This window comes from Stappia sp. MMSF_3263, from assembly GCF_030733745.1.
GTDB lineage: Bacteria > Pseudomonadota > Alphaproteobacteria > Rhizobiales > Stappiaceae > Stappia.
Window position 1 is genome coordinate 56,275 of sequence record NZ_JASHIK010000014.1, and the last position, 18,059, is coordinate 74,333.

The window sequence follows — 18,059 nt, forward strand, 5'->3', positions numbered from 1 at the left end:
AAGGCGGGCCACGGGGGCCCGCCTTTTGTCACTCTGCCGTCCTTCAGGATCAGGAGGCGGCCTGGAACAGCTCGTCGACATAGTCCCAGTTGATCAGGCTGTCGACGAAGGCCTCCAGATACTTCGGGCGGGCGTTGCGGTAGTCGATGTAATAGGAGTGCTCCCACACATCGACGCCCAGCAGCGGCGTCGCGCCGTGCACCAGCGGGTTCTCGCCGTTCGGCGTCTTCATCACCGCAAGCTTGCCGTCCTTCAGCGCGAGCCACGCCCAGCCCGAGCCGAACTGCGTCGTGCCGGCCGCGATGAAATCGGCGCGGAACTTGTCGTAGCCGCCGAGATCGGCGTCGATCTTCGCCGCAAGCGCTCCGGGAAGCTTGGTGCCACCGCCATTCGGCTTCATCCACTTCCAGAAGTGGATGTGGTTGAAATGCTGGCCGGCATTGTTGAAGAGGCCGGCGTTCTTGCCGAAGCTCTCCTTGACCACATCCTCGAGCGACTTGCCCTCAAGGCCGGAATCCTTCAGCAGGTTGTTGCCGTTGGTCACATAGGCCTGATGGTGCTTGTCGTGGTGATACTCGAGCGTCTCGGCCGACATGTAGGGGCCGAGCGCGTCGTAGGCGTAAGGCAGGTCCGGGAGTTCAAAAGCCATGAAGTCGTCCTCCGGGTGGGGGCGCAGGGGATGGAACCGGCGAAGGAGACGACGGCCGGGCGGGAAATGCCCGGTGGCGCCGTTGCCGCGATCGCCTGCGCGGTTGTAGGGCATATGTCCGGCAGCCGCGTGACAGCCGGTCACAATGTCGGCGCCGCGCGGCCGAGAGCCGTCGGCGCCTGTCACAAAAGGCAAAATAGGCACGCGATCTTCAATCGGCAACGGGCTGGCGGGCGATTTCCCCTCAAAGCGCCGTCCGCGACCGCGTTTCGATGCGGCGCGCGGCAACCATGCGGCCGCCGGAGCCGACAGCCAGGTTCAGGCGAGCGCCAGCAGCCCCTCGAGATCGGCAAGCACGGCGACCGGCGGCAGGTCGGCATATTCGTCGGCCGCACCGGCCCGGTTGATCCACACGCTGCGGAAGCCGAAGGCGGTGGCGCCGGCAATGTCCCAGCGGTTGGACGACTGGAAGGAGACCGCTTCGGGATAGATGCGGAAATGATTGGTGACGAGTTCGTAGACGTCCTGCCGCGTCTTGTAGGTCTTCAAGAGGTCGGTGGAGAAGACCTCGTCGAGCAGGTCGTCGATACCGGCGGCGCGAGCGGCCGATTCCAGCATGGCCGGCGAGCCGTTGGAAAGGATCGCCACCCGGTTGCCGTCGTCCTTCAGCCGCTTCAGCACCGTCGGCACCTCCTGGTAGCAGTCGAGCTTCCAGTAGGCGTCGAGAAGGCGCTGGCGCAGGCCCGCATCGGTCTTGCCGGTGATCGCCATCGCTGTGTCGAGCGCCTGTTCGGTCAGGGTCCAGAAGTCGAGATAGCGCCCCATCAGCGCCCGCGTCCACGAATATTCGAGCTGCTTCTCGCGCCAGAGTGCGGAGAGCCGTGTCGCTTCGGCACCAAGATCGCCGGCGTGCCGGCGCACGGCCGCATGCACGTCGAACAAGGTGCCATAGGCGTCAAAGACATAGGCGGAGACAGGCTTGGGGCTGGACAGCGACATGGGAAGGCCTTCTCGGAACTGCCGTTTTTTTATTCACCTGCCAAGCAAACAGCCATAACACCTGAAGGTCAATGCTTTTGTGCAGCGCACAAGAAGCCGCCCCGCCGGAACTCTCCGACAACGCGTCGCCGACCGCCTTGCGAGCACGACTGCCTTGCCGCCCCCGTCCCGCTCGCCGCGTTCACGCCGCGGGCGGCGGCAGCACCATCCGGCCCGTCTCGTCGAGCGGCCAGCCGGGATTGTGGGCCAGTTCCAGCAGGTGGCCGCCCGGAATGCGGACATAGCCCGAATAACCGCCCCAGAAGGCTTCTTCCGGCGGCTTGACCGGTTCGGCACCGGCGGCAACCGCCCGGGCGAAGGCCGCGTCCACTTCCGCGCGCGTGCGTCCGTTCCAGGCAACCGACGTGGCCGGAAAGGCGCCGCCGTCGTCGGCGACGCCCGCGTCATGGGCAAGCGCGCCGCGCCCGAACAAGCCAAGCGCGCAGGTCCCGCAATCGAAGAAAGCGACCTCGTCGCTGTCGAATTCCGCCGCCCGCCAGCCAAGCCCGTCCTCGAAGAACCGGCGCGCCGCCGCCACGTCCGGAACGCCGAGCGTCACCAGTGTCAGTCTCTGTTCCATCGCATCTTCTCCATCGTGTTTTCCGCGGCGTGCTTTTCCCTGCAAGGAACCGCAGGCAAACATCGCCCCCCGCCGCCGTCACCCGGCCCGTTCAGTCTCGCCCATGAATGGAACATAAAGAGAACAAAATGTCAGCCTAAATTTTCCGCCCACGGGGCCGCCGCACTGGCGCGCGCGAAAGAAAAATTCCAAAAAACCGTGAACGGGAACCGAACCGCATCGGCAAACAAGGCTTTGCAGAACAATCCGGTCCTTTTGACGCGCATGCCGGCCAAGGTCTTGACCTTCGGGAGCGAAGGGCGTTCGATCCGGTCAATTCGCGCATAACGCCGGACACGCAAAAGGATCGGGGAGATCGACATGGCCGAGTGGTCGCAGACCTGGAACTGGATCGAGGGGGAATGGATCGAGGGCAACGCCCCGATCATGGGCACGCGCAGCCACGCGGCCTGGCTCGGCTCTTCCGTCTTCGACGGCGCGCGTGCCTTCGAGGGTGTCACGCCCGACCTCGACCTGCATTGCCAGCGGCTCAACGATTCGGCGCTCGCGCTCGGCCTCAAGCCGGTGATGAAGGCCGGCGAGATGATGGAGCTGACGCAGGACGGCCTGTCGAGGTTCGCTCCCGGCACGCCCGTCTACATCAAGCCGATGTATTGGGGCGAGGGCGAGGGCATCGGCACCATCGCCGCCGATCCGGAGACGACGCGTTTCGCGCTCTGCCTGTTCGAGGCGGGGCTGGCACCGAAGGACGCGGCGATCACGCTGACGCTCTCCCCCTTCCGCCGCCCGACGCTGGAGACCATGCCCGTCAATGCCAAGGCCGGCTGCCTCTATCCCAACAACGCACGTGCCATCGTCGAGGCCAAGTCGCGCGGCTTCGACAATGCCATCGTGCTCGACATGCTCGGCAACGTCGCCGAACTGACAACGGCCAACGTGTTCATGGTCAAGGACGGCGCGGTGCACACGCCCGCCTGGAACGGCACGTTCCTCAACGGGATCACCCGCCAGCGCATCATCCGGCTGCTGCGCGATGCCGGCACCCAGGTCCATGAGCGCACGCTCGGCTATGGCGACTTCCTCGACGCCGACGAGATCTTCTCCTCGGGCAACTACAACAAGGTGGTGCCGGTGAAGCGGATCGAGGATCGCGAGTTGCAGCCCGGGCCGGTTGCCGCCCGCGCCCGCGATCTCTACTGGGCCTATGCCCACGGCTGAGCCGGGGACATGCCTGCCTGACGGGCCGCGGACCGGAAGACCGGCCCGCGGCCTTTTTTCATGGGGCGATGTTGCTGTCGCTGGCCGACCCAGGCAATTGCCTCAGGATCATCTGATCGGCGATTTTATGGTCCTCCACCAGCATGAATGCCGTCGACAGGATCCTGGCCAGCATCCGGTCATCCTCGATGGGCATGGAGAGACCGGCCAGCGCCTTGCTCGAAGGCGTGGGCAGGAGGCAAAGATGGGTCAAGCTGGGCATCATCAGCACACTGCCCGAGGCAACATGGATCCGGTAGCCGTGCCGGTTGCCCCGGACCTCCAGAAACGAACCGTCGAAGCTCAGGCGATCGGAGATCTTCAGCCCCGGCGCCACCTGCTTCAGGGTTGTCATGCGCGTTTTCGCCAGCGTCGAAAGATCGCCCAATGCGGCGCTTTGCCAATAACGCGCGCCCTCGCTGCTGTGCCAGGCATTGGGATGCTCGCCGCCCCGGCCGCCATCAAGCCACGCGGGATCTTGCGCGACGCTTGCAACGCTGACGAAAAGATCACAGTGACGCATGATCTCGGAGAAGATCAGGGGCGGGACATCCGCAAGCCTCATCGCCTCGTCGCGGCAGGCCGGTTCTCCCTTGCCGCTCGCCCCCGCCCCGGCAGGGTCAGCTTCGCTCGGGAGCCTGTAGAAACGAACCTGATCCGTCGAGATGTAGATATAAGCTTGGGATTCCGTGACCGGCGGGTCATCCCCCCCGGCTCCGCGCGTCCAGAACTCGGCGGCAATACCGTATGGCTTGAGAACGATCCGTGTGGGCTCGTTGTTGGGAACATCGGCCCAGATCCGATGCGTGACCGACCAGCCGTTGAGACGTGCCAGCGTCATCATCTGGTGCTGCTTGACGATGTGCCCGGCGAAGCGGTTGGAGTAAACACCCGCATCACGCTCGCCGTCGGTGAGAAGATAGACTTCCCGGTGCGCCTGCCTGAACGGCTGCGCAATGCCGAGACCTGCAAGACGTTGCCGCCAGGCGTCGACAACCTCGCCCGGTTCGCCGATCGGATGCCAAAGCCGAACGACATCCTGCGGCTCGCGGCGGATGTCGCGCCCGTCGATGCCGACAAGCCGGCCGTCAACGAGCATTCCGGAAACTTCACGTCCAGCTTGGCCGACCGACCAGATCAGCCTGCAGGCAACAAGAGACAGCAGAGGGTGGTCGACAATGCGCTCATGCCATTGCGAGACCGTCCATGACCGATCGTCCAACCACATTCGCTCGAACCGCAGGGCCTGGGTCTGCAGATCCGCCTCGATCTCCTTCGCAAGGAGACGGATGTCCTTCAATTCTCCCTTGAGGTCCTTGAGGTGGGCGGGAACCGAGACCGTCGTTTGTCCGTTGGACTTGCGAAAGCCGATACCCACCGAGCGCGCGCCCTCGACGGTGAGCTCTGCGACATCTCCCTGCGTCCCGAGCGCAACGGAAAGGCGTCCCTCTTCCAGCCCATGATCAGGCACCGAAAGGTCGTCGAGTTCACCGCGCGTCACGCCAGCCTTCGCCGCCGCCTCGTCGAGGGCGTCGTTGATGAGGCGTTTCACCGACGGATACTTGATGCGTGACAGGAGACGCGCGAGATAGCCGACGCCTGCCCCGTCGGGCCGGTTGATCAGCGCCCAGAGACAGGAGTTGCCAAGCCTTCTGTCCCGAATGCCAACGCCGGGGATCGTCTTGAAACAGTGCTTCTCGGCGTATCGGGACAGCGCCGGCCCGATTTTTTCCGATGGCAGATCAAGCGAGCAATGGATCAGCGCGCGCGGCACGCTGTCGGAGGCCATGTTGACCGGCCGATGATCGTAGTCACGCTGCGTCAGGCCTGAATCCACCGGCCGGAACGCCTCAAGGACGCCGAGCACCAGCTCCATCCTGCGGTTCGCATCCAGCGGCGTCAGTATCTCCCGTGCTTCCTGGAGCCACGCCGCCGGCGGTTTGCTCTTGCCTTCAAGTTTGCGCGCATGACGATGAAAACGGGACCACAGGCCCTTCACGTCTTCCGGCAATGCGTTGACGAAACCTGCCCGCGCACGCAGCGAAGCCAGAAACTCCCGGTACTGACCAGAAGTTGAAATATGGCGGTGTTTCTGTTTCGCCCAGTAGAGGCTTCTGCGTGTGGCATCGATCGCTTGCCTGGCCTCCCGCGACATGCGGAAGAGTTCCTGGCAATGTTCCCTCTCGAAGGTCTCGTATTCCTCGCAAGCAGCCTCGTAGAGGCTCCGTCGCTCGGCGTTCTCGGTCTGCGCATCCGCGTCGCGGGCCAGCAACCGATCAAGGAACGCCAGGTGGCTGCCGGATGCCTTCCTTCGGTCGGAAAGATCTTCATAGAAGGCATGAAGCTCCGGCATCCAGTCGTGGAATGGCACACCGACGGCCGGCGGGTCGACAGTTTCCTCTTCCTGCGAGACAGGAACCGCGCCGGGAAGCACGACAAGCGTATCGCCCTGACCTGAAACAGATTGATCAAGCCGCTCGCTGATCTCGTCGTTCAGAGTGCCGAGCAAATCACCGAGCCTGCGCGATGCAGCCGAACAGTACTTCTTCACACTTCGATGTTCAGTCCTTATATTCAGATCATCAACGGAGTTGATAAGTTTCTCGATTTCATTCCTGACACGAACAGTGTTTGTTCTTTTTGCCTCGGCGCCGATTAGCTGAAGCATGCGCAGGGAACTGTAGGGCGAATGACCGTTCCCGCTCTGGATAGAGATAGCCGCGACAAGCTCGTCCTCGGTCAACTCGATCTTGCGCTTCACGACGACTTCCGTGATTTTTTCGAGTTGTGTCTCATACCGGTAGCCCAATCCATAGCGACTCAAATCCGGGAAGTCGGCCGGGTCGAAGGAGACCGGCCCCGGAGCCGCAGCCGGATCAAGGCCGAATGCATACCCTTGGCTCAATCTCAAGAACATGAAAGTACGAATACAATCCATGAGAAGATGCCCGCGTTCCGACGCGGAGATGTCGAGGATCCGGAGCGTTTCTGGATCTTCCTTGATGAAGGCATCCAGATGGTGATCGTAGGCCTTGTGCTTGCGCAAGATTTCCCAGAAACACGCCAGGCGCGGGCCTGATACCTTAAGCAGCGACTGCCATTTGCGCTCCTCGAACTCGGCATCCGCACGAACCTGCCGGAGAATGCTGTGCCGATCCGGGTCCTCGCCGAGATGGCGAGCCAATGACCTTACCAGCTCCGGCAGCCCGTCTCTCTCGTGCTTACCCTTGTTCGGCGCCGCATCGAGATCGAGATAGAGAGCTGCCAGTTGCTCGAGATGGCGGGCCTCGCCCATGACCGGCGCAAGATCGAGAACACGGGCAAGGTGACCGGCAAGATCCCAGAAATGGTTGCTTATGGAACCTGTTCCCGCGACCCCCTTCAACGACCTGGCCAGGATGGCGATCTGCGCCTCGCCAAATATCCAGCTCGTTTCCTTACAGGAGAAATTCAAGATACGGCGCAGATCACTGTTGAATATTTCCAGTATTTTCGGGTCTCTACCGAAGTTATTTTCAAAAACTTCAGCAAAATCTGGATCACCAATGATGTGACGACAGTTTTGGAGAAACTTGAAACGACGGGCCAGTTCGGTCGCCAGTTGCGTCCCTTCGGCTTGCGAAAGAGCCCGCAGTTCGTCGCGCAGGATCTTTTCCTCACTCCCGCGCAAGTAATCCGTGTCTCCGTCACGGAACCGCCTGTGCACGCGCTGATCGAACAGACGATGAAAGGGCGCGATGGATTGCCGCGCAAGAGCGTCGAAATCCGTCCTGTCGGGCGGCACGGTCACATCCCATTCATCGAGGCTGGCGATCTTTCGTTCGGCCCCGAAATTGGCCTTGATGACATTGCCAGCAGCGGCCTTGAAAATATCGAGGAATGACATGCTGATCTCCGGCAATGAAAGCAAGACGGGAGCGTGGTGACGCTCTGTATGTGCGTGAGCAGGACAACTTCATGGCTGTCGGCTTCATGACGACCCGTCGGATGTCCTGCCGCCGTGCGAAGGCGCCCCCCTCCTGCAAGCGCTACAGGAGCGAGCGGCGGGCAAAAGAGCCTGGAAAACTTAAAACTGTCGTTCGGGCGTCGAAACTGCCGATTGAACAACTGAACCCGCCGCATCCCAACTCAATCTGGAGTCTACCCGGGCCCGTGTTACCGTCTTCCGGTTAAACTTTGGTTGGCCCGGTTCCACAAAAGCTCCGCAATGTCGGGGAGCTGCCTTCCGCAGTTCAACCGTCCTCCCGCTCCGCGAAAAGCCCGACAAGCAGGGCGGCGGCGACAAGCAGGGCTGCGGCGGCCATCGAGGGCCAGTAAAAACTGCCCGTGGCATCGGCGATCAGCCCGGCCAGCGTCGGGCCGACCATCTGGCCGAGACCGAAACACGCCGTCATCAGCGCCAGCACCTTGCGCGGATCGCCGCCGGACAGCCGCCGCGCCTCGATCAGGCCCAGCGAGGTGATGCCCATGAAGGTGCCGCCAAGCAGCACGGCGGCAAGGCCGAGCCCGGCCATGCCGGTGAAGGTGACGCTCGCGGCGACGCCGACCGCCTCGAGCGCGCAGGCCAGGGCGAACGCCCTGGCGCCGCCGATCCGTGCAGAAACGCGGCTCCACAGCCAGACCGAGATCGCCGCCGAAAGACCCACCGCCGCCCAGGCCGGCGCCTCGAACGGGGCGAGCCGCTCGGAGGCGCGCAGGATGCTGGTCAGGAAGGTCGCCGTCACCACATAGCCGATGCCGAACAGGGCATAGGCGATGGCAAGGCGCACCAGCGCCGGCGACAGGCCGGCGCGGCGCGGCACAGTGCTTGCGACAGGGCTTGCGACAGGGTTTGCGGCAGCGGAGGCAGCGCCCGCCCCTGCACGCGTGCCGCTCGGACGCACGAGAATGGCGGCCCCGGTGCAGAGCAAGGCAGAGACAATTCCGCAGGCAAGCCACAGCCCCTGCCATCCCGCGCCCTCGCCGGCGAGCCAGCCGACGGTGAGGGCGGAGAGGGCGATGCCAATGCCGACACCGGAAAAATGCAGGCTGGCAAGCCCGCCCCGCCCGGCCCGCGCAAGGCGCTCCAGCACCAGGGTGGAGGAAAAGACCAGCACGCCGGCGCTGGCGATGCCGCCGGCGAACCGCACCAGCGCCAACCAGGCGAGACCACCGTCGATGGCCATCGCGGCGGACGTCGCGGCGCTCGCGGCAAGCGCGGCAAGGAAACCCATAGCCAGCCGCGATGGCGGCAGGGCGGCAGCGCCCAGCGCGCCGGCCAGATAGCCGAGGAAATTGGCCGAGGCGATCAGCCCGCCCTGGGAGGCGCTCAAGGGGATCGCCTCGCTCATGAAGGGCAGCACCGGGGTCAGGGCGAAACGGCCGATCCCCATGGCGGCGGCAAGCGCCAGCAACCCGCCCAGCGCCAACGCCAGCGGCCGCTCGGTGGCGGGCGCACTCATGTCGGCTCCCCGCGCCGTCCGGCGGATGGTGCCCGTCGCCGTATCAGGCGCGGCGTCAGGAACAGTGTCGGGCAGCAGCGCGTCACGCAAGGTGGCGGGCATGTTCGGGCGGAGAAATCCGGCATCGGCGGGCAGGTCCTTGCCGGCAGGGCGGAGGGTATCCGCTCCGGGCCGGCCGCAACAGGCGGGCGGGGTGTTGGAGCGAGCTTAGCGCGGCGGAGCAAGGCGCGGGAGGGCAAAAACGACAGGCCGCGCGACAAAGACGTGACCGGCCGGTAACCCGGACCGCGTCCCGGTCAGAGCTCCGGCCGCCACCACAGCGCCCCCCTCAGCGGATCTCGTAGGGGATCAGCCGGCGGTCGTTGCTGTCGATGGAGATTGCCCGGTTGAGCGGCGGCACCGAGCGCTGCGGGCAGGTCAGCCGCTCGCAAATGCGGCAGGAGACCCCGATCGGCTCGAAGGCGGCCTCCCGCGCAAGGTCGAGATCGTCGCAATAGACGATGTCGCGGGCATGGGCGATCTCGGTGCCGAGCGCGATGGCATAGTGCAGCACCGGGCCGCTATAGCCGCCGGTTTTCTTGATCACATGAGCGGCAAGCGAGATGTAGCGCGAACCGTCCGGCGTTTCGGCAAGCTGGCGAATGATGGTGCCGTGGCTCTCGAAGGCCCGATGCACGTTCCACAAGGGACAGGCGGCGCCGAAGCGGGCGAATTGCAGCTTGGTCGCCGAGTGGCGCTTGGTGATGTTGCCGGCCCGGTCGACCCGGGCGAAGAAGAAGGGAATGCCCTTCAGCCGGGGCCGTTGCAGGGTGGAGAGCCGGTGCGCCACCTGTTCCAGGCTGGCGCCGAAGCGGTCGGCGATCAGGTCGAGATCGTGGCGGGTCTCCTGGGCAGTGTGCAGGAACGGCCTGTATGGCAGGACCAGCGCCCCGGCAAAGGCATTGGCAAGGCCGATGCGGGCGACCTGCGCCCCGTCGGCGGACTGGAAGCGGGCCCTTGCAAGCACCGCGTCGGCGATGTCACTCGCCTCCATCAAGGCGACATGGTGGGCGAGCTGGAAGACGATGGTCGATTCCGGCAGGGCCTCGTTCAGCGCCAACCGCCGGGTGGCGGGATCGTAGCGGCGGATGACGCCCTCGCCGGCCTCGCCGCGCCGCCGCTCCACGGTGATGCCGTGGCGCTCCTCCAGGTGCTGGGCGAGATCGCGGGCGAACAGCCTTCCGGTTCGCGACAGCCGCGCCGACAGTTCCTCCGCAGCCAGGTCGAGATCATGGACGTAGTTGTTCTCGAAATGGAAGAAGTCGCGGACCTCCTCGTAAGGGGTCGGCCGCGCCAGCCCCTCGTCCCGCACCAGCCGGTCGTCGAACCGGGCAAGCTGTTCGCCCATCTGCCGGTAGGCCTGGTGCAGGCGCACCAGGGCATGGGCGAAGTCCGGCGCGTTCTGGCTGACCATCTTGAAATCCTGGAGGCCCGGCCGCGATCCGGCGAAGACCGGGTCGGCGAAAACCTCCTGCAACGCGGCGATCAGCCGGTCGTTGTCGTCCACCGACAGGGAAGCAAGGTCGAGGCCGAAATGCTCGCCGAGCGACAGCAGTACGGGGGCGGAGACCGGCCGCTGGTTGTTCTCCAGCTGGTTGACATAGCTGGTCGACAGGCCGAGCCGCTCGGCGAAATCGCGTTGCGTCAGTTGCGCGTTCTCGCGCAAACTGCGGATCTGGCGTCCGAGAAACAGCTTCTTCATCGAGGGTCCGCTTCCGGTGTTGCAGCCAAGTTTGCAAATTCGCAAAAACAGATTTGCAAATAGATTAAATTCGCTTTGCGGCTTTTTCAACACTCCCGTGACGGCGGGAAAAGGAGTAGCGAACAGGCTGGCATTGCAGCGCAGCATGAATTGCTGGCGAAACAAGACGAGCAGGAGGACCCGCCATGTCGAGCACGACCACCGTATCCACCCCCGCCCGCCTGGCGCGCGGTCTTGCGCTTGCCTTCGCCGGCTCGCTGCTGCTGACGGTCTCGGCCAAGGTCAGCGTGCCCTTCTACCCGGTGCCGATGACGCTGCAGACGCTGGCGCTGCTGGTGCTCGGCTTCACGCTCGGCCCGCGCCTCGGCGCGCTGTCGGTCATCGCGTATCTGGCGCAAGGCGCGGCCGGCCTGCCTGTCTTCGCCGACACGCCGGCCAAGGGCATCGGCCTTGCCTACATGATGGGCCCGACCGGCGGCTACCTTCTCGGCTTCATCGCCTCGGCCTGGCTTGCCGGCATCTTCGCCGCGCGCGGCTGGACCCGCACGCTGTGGCGCGCCCTGTCCGCCTCGCTTCTCGCCCAGGCCGTCGTCTTCGTCCCCGGCCTGATCTGGCTCGGCGCGCTCATCGGCTTCGACAAGCCGATCCTTGCCCTGGGGCTTTATCCCTTCATCATTGGCGGTATCGTGAAGTCGGCGCTCGCAGCGGCAATTGCCGTTGCGCTGGTGCGCCACCGCGCCCGCTGATCGCGACACGACAAAACGCCACCAGAGCCCGAAAGGCCGGCCATGCAGGAAATTTTGCAGGAACTGGAAAACCGCCGCGCCGCCGCGCGCCTGGCCGGCGGCACCCGCCGCATCGAGGCGCAGCATGCCAAAGGCAAGCTGACGGCGCGCGAGCGCATCGATGTCTTCCTCGATGAAGGTTCGTTCGAGGAATACGACATGTTCGTTACCCACCGCTGCGTGGATTTCGGCATGCAGGACACCTCGATGCCGGGCGACGGCGTCATCACCGGCTGGGGCACGGTGAACGGGCGCATGGTCTATGTGTTCTCGCAGGACTTCACCGTGTTCGGCGGCTCGCTGTCCGAGACCCATGCCCAGAAGATCTGCAAGATCATGGACATGGCGATGAAGAACGGCGCCCCCGTGATCGGCCTCAACGACAGCGGCGGCGCCCGCATCCAGGAAGGCGTCGCCTCGCTGGCCGGCTATGCCGACGTCTTCCAGCGCAACATCATGGCCTCGGGCGTGGTGCCGCAGATCTCGATGATCATGGGCCCCTGCGCGGGCGGCGCGGTCTATTCGCCGGCGATGACCGACTTCATCTTCATGGTCCGCGACACGTCCTACATGTTCGTCACCGGACCGGACGTGGTGAAGACGGTGACCAACGAGGTGGTGACGGCCGAGGAACTTGGTGGCGCCAAGACCCATACCGGCAAGTCCTCGGTCGCGGACGGGGCCTTCGACAATGACGTGGAAGCGCTGATCGCGCTGCGCCGCTTCATCGACTTCCTGCCGGCCAACAACCGCGAGAAGCCCCCCGTTCGGCCGTTCTTCGACGACCCGGCCCGCGTCGACAACTCGCTCGACACGCTGATCCCGGACAATCCGAACAAGCCCTACGACATGAAGGAGCTGATCGTGAAGGTCGCCGACGAGGGCGACTTCTTCGAGATCCAGGAAGCCTATGCGGGCAACATCGTCACCGGCTTCATCCGCATCGAGGGACAGACGGTGGGCGTCGTCGCCAACCAGCCGATGGTGCTGGCGGGCGTGCTCGACATCAATTCCTCGCGCAAGGCCGCGCGCTTCGTGCGCTTCTGCGACTGTTTCAACATCCCGATCCTGACCTTCGTCGACGTTCCCGGCTTCCTGCCCGGCACGACGCAGGAATATGGCGGCGTCATCAAGCACGGCGCCAAGCTGCTCTTCGCCTATGGCGAGGCAACCGTGCCCAAGGTCACCGTCATCACCCGCAAGGCCTATGGCGGCGCCTATGACGTGATGTCGTCGAAGCACATTCGCGGCGACATCAACTATGCCTGGCCAACGGCCGAGATCGCGGTGATGGGCGCCAAGGGCGCGACCGAGATTCTCTACCGCTCGGAGTTGGGCGACCCGGAAAAGATCGCGGCCCGCACGAAGGAATACGAGGACCGCTTCGCCAACCCGTTCGTGGCGGCGGAAAAGGGCTTCATCGATGACGTGATCATGCCGCATTCGACCCGGCGGCGGGTCGCGCGGGCACTGGCGACGCTGCGCAACAAGCAGCTCTCCAACCCCTGGAAGAAGCACGACAACATTCCGCTGTGATGCCGGACAGGACAGAGAAAATGATCAAGAAAATCCTGATCGCCAATCGCGGCGAGATCGCCTGCCGGGTCATCAAGACCGCGAAGAAGATGGGCATCAAGACGGTCGCGGTCTATTCCGACGCCGACCGCGATGCGCTGCATGTGAAGATGGCCGACGAGGCGATCCATATCGGTCCGCCGCCAGCGAACCAGTCCTATATCGTCATCGACAGGATCATGGACGCGATCCGCGCCTCCGGCGCCGATGCGGTGCATCCGGGCTACGGCTTCCTCTCCGAGCGCGCCGAGTTCGCCGAGCGGCTGGCCAAGGAGGGCGTCGCCTTCATCGGGCCGCCGGCCTCGGCGATCGAGGCGATGGGCGACAAGATCACCTCGAAGAAGCTGGCCGCCGAGGCCGGCGTTTCCACCGTGCCGGGCTATATGGGCCTGATCGCCGATGCCGACGAGGCGGTGAAGATCGCGGCGGAAGTCGGCTACCCGGTGATGATCAAGGCCTCCGCCGGGGGCGGCGGCAAGGGCATGCGCATCGCGTGGAACGAGGCGGAGACGCGCGAGGGTTTCCAGTCCTCCAAGAACGAGGCGGCCAATTCCTTCGGCGACGACCGCATCTTCATCGAGAAGTTCGTCACCCAGCCGCGCCATATCGAGATCCAGGTGCTGGCCGACAGCCACGGCAACGCGATCTATCTCGGCGAGCGCGAATGCTCGATCCAGCGCCGCAACCAGAAGGTCATCGAGGAGGCACCCTCGCCCTTCCTCGACGAGGCGACCCGCAAGGCCATGGGCGAGCAGGCGGTGGCGCTGTCCAAGGCCGTCAACTACGCCTCCGCCGGCACGGTCGAGTTCATCGTCGACGGGGAGCGCAACTTCTACTTCCTGGAAATGAACACCCGCCTGCAGGTGGAGCATCCGGTGACCGAGCTGATCACCGGCATCGACCTCGTCGAGCAGATGATCCGCGTCGCCGCCGGCGAGACGCTGTCGATCACGCAGGACGATGTGAAGCTGAACGGCTGGGCTATGGAAAGCCGGCTCTATGCCGAGGACCCCTATCGCAACTTCCTGCCCTCGATCGGCCGCCTCACCCGCTACCGGCCGCCGCAGGAGGGGACGAATGCCGAGGGGATCGTGGTGCGCAACGACACCGGCGTCTTCGAGGGCGGCGAGATCTCGATGTTCTACGACCCGATGATCGCCAAGCTGTGCACCTGGGCGCCGAAGCGCATCGAGGCCATCGACGCGATGGCCGACGCGCTCGACCGGTTCGAGGTGGAAGGCATCGGCCACAATCTGCCGTTCCTTTCCGCCGTGATGGACCACCCGCGCTTCCGCAGCGGCGCCATCACCACCGCCTTCATCGCCGAGGAATATCCGGACGGCTTTGCCGGCGTTGCGCCGGACGGCGCGGATCTGGAAGCGCTTGTCGCGGTGGCGGCCGCCTGCACCCATTTCTCCGAGACACGTGCGACCCATATATCGGGGGCGATGGACAATCACCGCCGTGTCGTCAGCCCGGACTGGACCGTGCTTGTCGACAAGGCCGAATATCCGGTGAGCGTCGAGCGCCGGGACGAGGACAGCTATGTCGTCGGCCCGCGCGAAGCGGAGGGAGGCCTCGCGCTTTCCGGCCGGCTTGAAGTGTCGCTCGGCGGCTGGCGGCCGGGCGCGGCCTTGATCGAGGCAACCGTCGACGGGCGGCCTGTGGCGATCAAGATCGAGCGCACCAACAAGGGCTACCGCATGCGCCGCCGGGGCGCCGACGTGACGCTGTCCTGCCTGACCCCGCGCCAGGCGATGGCCGCGCGGCTGATGCCGGAGAAGATCCCGGCCGACACCTCGAAGATGCTGCTCTGCCCGATGCCGGGCCTGGTCGTGTCCATCGCGGTGGAGGAAGGCCAGCAGGTGGAAGCGGGCCAGACGCTCGCCACCGTCGAGGCGATGAAGATGGAGAACGTGCTGAAGGCCGAGCGCAAGGGCGTGGTCAGGACCATCGCCGCCAAGCCGGGCGACAGCCTCGCCGTCGACGAGATCATCATGGAATTCGAATAGGGAGCGGGATCATGGCCGAGAAGAAGACCGTTCGCGACTGGATGGACCTGGCCTCGAAGGAGCTCAAGGGCAGCGACCCCGAGGCACTCGTCTGGCAGACGCCGGAGGGCATCCCGGTCAAGCCGCTCTACACCGAGGAGGACCTGGAAGGGATCGGACACCTGGGCACCCTGCCCGGCTTCGAGCCCTTCCTGCGCGGCCCGCGCGCGACCATGTATGCCGGCCGTCCCTGGACGATCCGGCAATATGCGGGCTTTTCGACGGCCGAGGCCTCCAACGCTTTCTACCGCAAGGCGCTCGCCGCCGGCCAGCAGGGTGTCTCGGTTGCCTTCGACCTTGCCACCCATCGCGGCTATGACAGCGACCACCCGCGCGTCGAGGGCGATGTCGGCAAGGCGGGCGTCGCCATCGACAGCGTCGAGGACATGAAGATTCTCTTCGACGGCATCCCGCTGGAGAAGATCTCCGTCTCCATGACCATGAACGGCGCGGTGATCCCGATCCTCGCCAATTTCATCGTCGCCGGCGAGGAACAGGGCGTGCCGCGCGCGCAACTGTCCGGGACCATCCAGAACGACATCCTCAAGGAGTTCATGGTCCGCAACACCTATATCTACCCGCCCGAGCCCTCGATGCGGATCATCGCCGACATCATCGAATACACGGCGAAGGAGATGCCGAAGTTCAACTCCATCTCCATTTCCGGCTATCACATGCAGGAGGCCGGGGCGACGCTGGTGCAGGAGCTGGCCTTCACTCTGGCGGACGGTCGCGAATACGTGCGCGCCGCACTGGACAAGGGGCTCGATGTCGATGCCTTCGCCGGGCGCCTCTCCTTCTTCTTCGCCATCGGCATGAACTTCTTCATGGAGGCCGCCAAGCTGCGCGCCGCGCGCCTCCTGTGGTCGCGCATCATGAAGGAATTCCAGCCGAAGAAGGCGTCCTCCCTGATGCTGCGCACCCATTGCCAGACCTCGGGCGTGTCCTTGCAAGAGCAGGATCCCTACAACAACATCGTGCGTACCGCCTTCGAGGCGATGTCGGCGGCCCTCGGCGGCACCCAGTCGCTGCACACCAACTCCTTCGACGAGGCCATCGCCCTGCCGACCGAGTTTTCCGCGCGCATCGCCCGCAATACCCAGCTCATCCTGCAGCACGAGACAGGCGTCACCCGCGTCGTCGATCCGCTGGCCGGCTCCTATTACGTGGAGAGCCTGACCAACGAGCTCGCAGAGAAGGCCTGGGCGCTGATCGAGGAAGTCGAGGCGATGGGCGGCATGACCAAGGCCGTCAATGACGGCCTGCCCAAGCGCCTCATCGAGGAGGCAGCCACCCGCCGGCAGGCCGCGGTCGACCGGGCCGACGAGGTCATTGTCGGCGTCAACAAGTACCGGCTGGAGACCGAGGACGACCTCGACATCCTCGACATCGACAACAAGGCGGTGCGCCTGTCCCAGGTCGCCCGCATCGAGCGGACCCGGCGCCAGCGCGACCCGCAGCGCGCGGAAGAGACGCTGGCCGCGCTTCGCGAGGTCGCCCGCACGGGCCAGGGCAACATCCTGGAGGCGGCGGTGGAGGCGGCGCGCGCCCGGGCGACGCTGGGCGAGATTTCCGACGCCCTGCGCGAGGCCTTTGGTGACCATGCCGCCGTGCCCGAAGTGGTCAGCGACGTCTACGGGCCGGCCTATGACGGCGAGCCGGAATACGAGACGCTGGTCCAGCGCCTCGACGAATTCTCCCGCTCCATCGGCGAGACGCCGCGCCTGCTGGTCGCCAAGCTCGGACAGGACGGCCACGACCGGGGTGCGAAGGTGATCGCCTCCGCCTTTGGCGACATCGGCTTCGACGTCGTCGCCGGACCGCTGTTCCAGACCCCGGAAGAGGCAGCCGAGCTTGCGGTGAAGAACAAGGTGCATGTCATTGGCATGTCGTCTCTGGCCGCCGGCCACAAGACGCTCGCCCCGCAACTGATCGAGGCGCTGAAGGCGCGCGGCGCGTCCGACATCATCGTCATCGTCGGCGGCGTCATCCCGCGCCAGGACTACCAGTTCCTCAAGGAGGCCGGCGTCGCGGCGGTGTTCGGCCCGGGCTCCAACGTGCTCGACGCCGCCCGCTCGGTGCTCGACCTGATCGCCGGCCGCCGCCGCAACGTGGCGTGAGGGCGTAACGGCGGGAGAGCGCTTGCCTCCCGCTCCGTGTCATCCCCGGCTTGACCGGGGATCCATTGGCAATCCCGGCAGGCGTGATGCTCCCGCCGGTTAAGTGCGGCACGTGCGGGGCCGGGCGCCGTGCTCCTGTCGCCCCCGCTCTGGAAACGAATGGGCCCCCGGTCAAGCCGGGGGTGACGGCCGAGAGGGAGCGGCGACAGAGAGTCGGGTCCAGGCCGCACAGGTGACATCCGAGGGTGGGTGGCGGACCGGAATCGACCAGCACTCCCGCGCGCTCCTTCAGCGCCACCGGCGACACGCCAGCCCATGCCTCCCGCTCCGTGTAATCCCCGGCTTGACCGGGGATCCATTGGCAACCCCGGCAGGCGTGATGCTCCCGCCGGTTAAGTGCGGCACGTGCGGGGCCGGGCGCCGCGCTCCTGTCGCCCCCGCTCTGGAAACGAATGGGCCCCCGGTCAAGCCGGGGGTGACGGCCGAGAGGGAGCGGCGACAGAGAGCCGGGTCCAGGCCGCACAGGTGACATCCGAGGGTGGGCTGCGGACCGGAATCGGCCAGCACTCCCGCGCGCTCCTTCAGCGCCACCGGCGACACGCCAGCCCATGCCTCCCGCTCCGTGTCATCCCCGGCTTGACCGAGGATCCATTGGCAACCCCGGCAGGCGTGATGCTCCCGCCGGTTAAGTGCGGCACGTGCGGGGCCGGGCGCCGCGCTCCTGTCGCCCCGCTCTGGAAACGAATGCCCCCCGGTCAAGCCGGGGGTGACGGCCGAGTAGGAGGTGGCGACAGAGAGCCGGGTCCAGGCCGCACAGGTGAC

12 protein-coding genes are annotated in these 18,059 nt (G+C 65.4%); 5 read left to right on the top strand and 7 right to left on the bottom strand.

Translation table 11 applies throughout. The features are described 5' to 3' along the window. Positions 1-49: 49 nt before the first annotated feature. The 4 genes from RBB46_RS15700 to RBB46_RS15715 form a co-directional block, all read right to left on the bottom strand. Positions 50-649 (bottom strand): superoxide dismutase, encoded by a 600-nt coding sequence (locus tag RBB46_RS15700; protein WP_306029968.1) that lies wholly within the window; start codon positions 647-649, stop codon positions 50-52. Positions 650-967: 318 nt separating this feature from the next. Continuing rightward, a complete protein-coding gene (locus tag RBB46_RS15705; RefSeq protein WP_306029969.1) occupies positions 968-1,648 on the bottom strand; it encodes a haloacid dehalogenase type II in 681 nt (226 codons plus the stop codon). A 181-nt stretch (positions 1,649-1,829) separates the two neighbouring features. Continuing rightward, the gene (locus RBB46_RS15710; RefSeq protein ID WP_306029970.1) at positions 1,830-2,267 is read right to left on the bottom strand and encodes a VOC family protein; all 438 of its coding nucleotides are present in this window, start codon (positions 2,265-2,267) and stop codon (positions 1,830-1,832) included. A gap of 131 nt (positions 2,268-2,398) precedes the next feature. Continuing rightward, positions 2,399-2,629: a hypothetical protein gene (locus RBB46_RS15715; RefSeq protein WP_306029971.1), complete on the bottom strand. Its 231-nt coding sequence runs from the start codon at positions 2,627-2,629 to the stop codon at positions 2,399-2,401. Here RBB46_RS15715 and RBB46_RS15720 point away from each other — a divergent pair. Then, on the top strand, positions 2,628-3,485 hold the full coding sequence (locus RBB46_RS15720) for a branched-chain amino acid aminotransferase (protein WP_306029972.1): 858 nt from the start codon (positions 2,628-2,630) through the stop codon (positions 3,483-3,485). The two genes, RBB46_RS15715 and RBB46_RS15720, sit on opposite strands and share 2 nt — an antisense overlap. Positions 3,486-3,543: 58 nt before the next feature. On the opposite strand, the gene RBB46_RS15725 is transcribed toward RBB46_RS15720, so the two are convergent. The 3 genes from RBB46_RS15725 to RBB46_RS15735 form a co-directional block, all read right to left on the bottom strand. Next, positions 3,544-7,410 carry a DUF4132 domain-containing protein gene (locus RBB46_RS15725; RefSeq protein WP_306029973.1) on the bottom strand — a complete coding sequence of 1,289 codons (3,867 nt, stop codon included), beginning with the start codon at positions 7,408-7,410 and terminating at the stop codon, positions 3,544-3,546. A 346-nt stretch (positions 7,411-7,756) separates the two neighbouring features. Further along, a complete protein-coding gene (locus RBB46_RS15730; protein ID WP_306029974.1) occupies positions 7,757-8,965 on the bottom strand; it encodes a YbfB/YjiJ family MFS transporter in 1,209 nt (402 codons plus the stop codon). A 328-nt stretch (positions 8,966-9,293) separates the two neighbouring features. After that, entirely contained in the window at positions 9,294-10,706 is a 1,413-nt protein-coding gene (locus tag RBB46_RS15735) for a short-chain fatty acyl-CoA regulator family protein (RefSeq protein ID WP_306029975.1), read from the bottom strand. 185 nt (positions 10,707-10,891) lie between these two features. Here RBB46_RS15735 and RBB46_RS15740 point away from each other — a divergent pair, with 185 nt between their 5' ends. The 4 genes from RBB46_RS15740 to scpA are packed head-to-tail and all read left to right on the top strand — an operon-like array spanning position 10,892 to position 17,237. Then, positions 10,892-11,452: a biotin transporter BioY gene (locus tag RBB46_RS15740; RefSeq protein WP_306029976.1), complete on the top strand. Its 561-nt coding sequence runs from the start codon at positions 10,892-10,894 to the stop codon at positions 11,450-11,452. A 42-nt stretch (positions 11,453-11,494) separates the two neighbouring features. Next, a complete protein-coding gene (locus tag RBB46_RS15745) occupies positions 11,495-13,027 on the top strand; it encodes an acyl-CoA carboxylase subunit beta (protein ID WP_306029977.1) in 1,533 nt (510 codons plus the stop codon). Between the two features lie 20 nt (positions 13,028-13,047). Beyond that, positions 13,048-15,078 carry an acetyl/propionyl/methylcrotonyl-CoA carboxylase subunit alpha gene (locus tag RBB46_RS15750; protein ID WP_306029978.1) on the top strand — a complete coding sequence of 677 codons (2,031 nt, stop codon included), beginning with the start codon at positions 13,048-13,050 and terminating at the stop codon, positions 15,076-15,078. A gap of 11 nt (positions 15,079-15,089) precedes the next feature. Further along, positions 15,090-17,237, top strand: coding sequence for a methylmalonyl-CoA mutase (scpA, locus tag RBB46_RS15755; protein ID WP_306029979.1), 2,148 nt, complete (start codon positions 15,090-15,092; stop codon positions 17,235-17,237). Positions 17,238-18,059: the final 822 nt, after the last annotated feature.

Bases quoted from the DNA above. Each gene is read 5' to 3' on its own strand.
- RBB46_RS15700 (WP_306029968.1), bottom strand. From the start codon at position 649: ATGGCTTTTGAACTCCCGGACCTGCCTTACGCCTACGACGCGCTCGGC.
- RBB46_RS15705 (WP_306029969.1), bottom strand. From the start codon at position 1,648: ATGTCGCTGTCCAGCCCCAAGCCTGTCTCCGCCTATGTCTTTGACGCC.
- RBB46_RS15710 (WP_306029970.1), bottom strand. From the start codon at position 2,267: ATGGAACAGAGACTGACACTGGTGACGCTCGGCGTTCCGGACGTGGCG.
- RBB46_RS15720 (WP_306029972.1), top strand. From the start codon at position 2,628: ATGGCCGAGTGGTCGCAGACCTGGAACTGGATCGAGGGGGAATGGATC.
- RBB46_RS15715 (WP_306029971.1), bottom strand. From the start codon at position 2,629: ATGTCGATCTCCCCGATCCTTTTGCGTGTCCGGCGTTATGCGCGAATT.
- RBB46_RS15725 (WP_306029973.1), bottom strand. From the start codon at position 7,410: ATGTCATTCCTCGATATTTTCAAGGCCGCTGCTGGCAATGTCATCAAG.
- RBB46_RS15730 (WP_306029974.1), bottom strand. From the start codon at position 8,965: ATGAGTGCGCCCGCCACCGAGCGGCCGCTGGCGTTGGCGCTGGGCGGG.
- RBB46_RS15735 (WP_306029975.1), bottom strand. From the start codon at position 10,706: ATGAAGAAGCTGTTTCTCGGACGCCAGATCCGCAGTTTGCGCGAGAAC.
- RBB46_RS15740 (WP_306029976.1), top strand. From the start codon at position 10,892: ATGTCGAGCACGACCACCGTATCCACCCCCGCCCGCCTGGCGCGCGGT.
- RBB46_RS15745 (WP_306029977.1), top strand. From the start codon at position 11,495: ATGCAGGAAATTTTGCAGGAACTGGAAAACCGCCGCGCCGCCGCGCGC.
- RBB46_RS15750 (WP_306029978.1), top strand. From the start codon at position 13,048: ATGATCAAGAAAATCCTGATCGCCAATCGCGGCGAGATCGCCTGCCGG.
- scpA (WP_306029979.1), top strand. From the start codon at position 15,090: ATGGCCGAGAAGAAGACCGTTCGCGACTGGATGGACCTGGCCTCGAAG.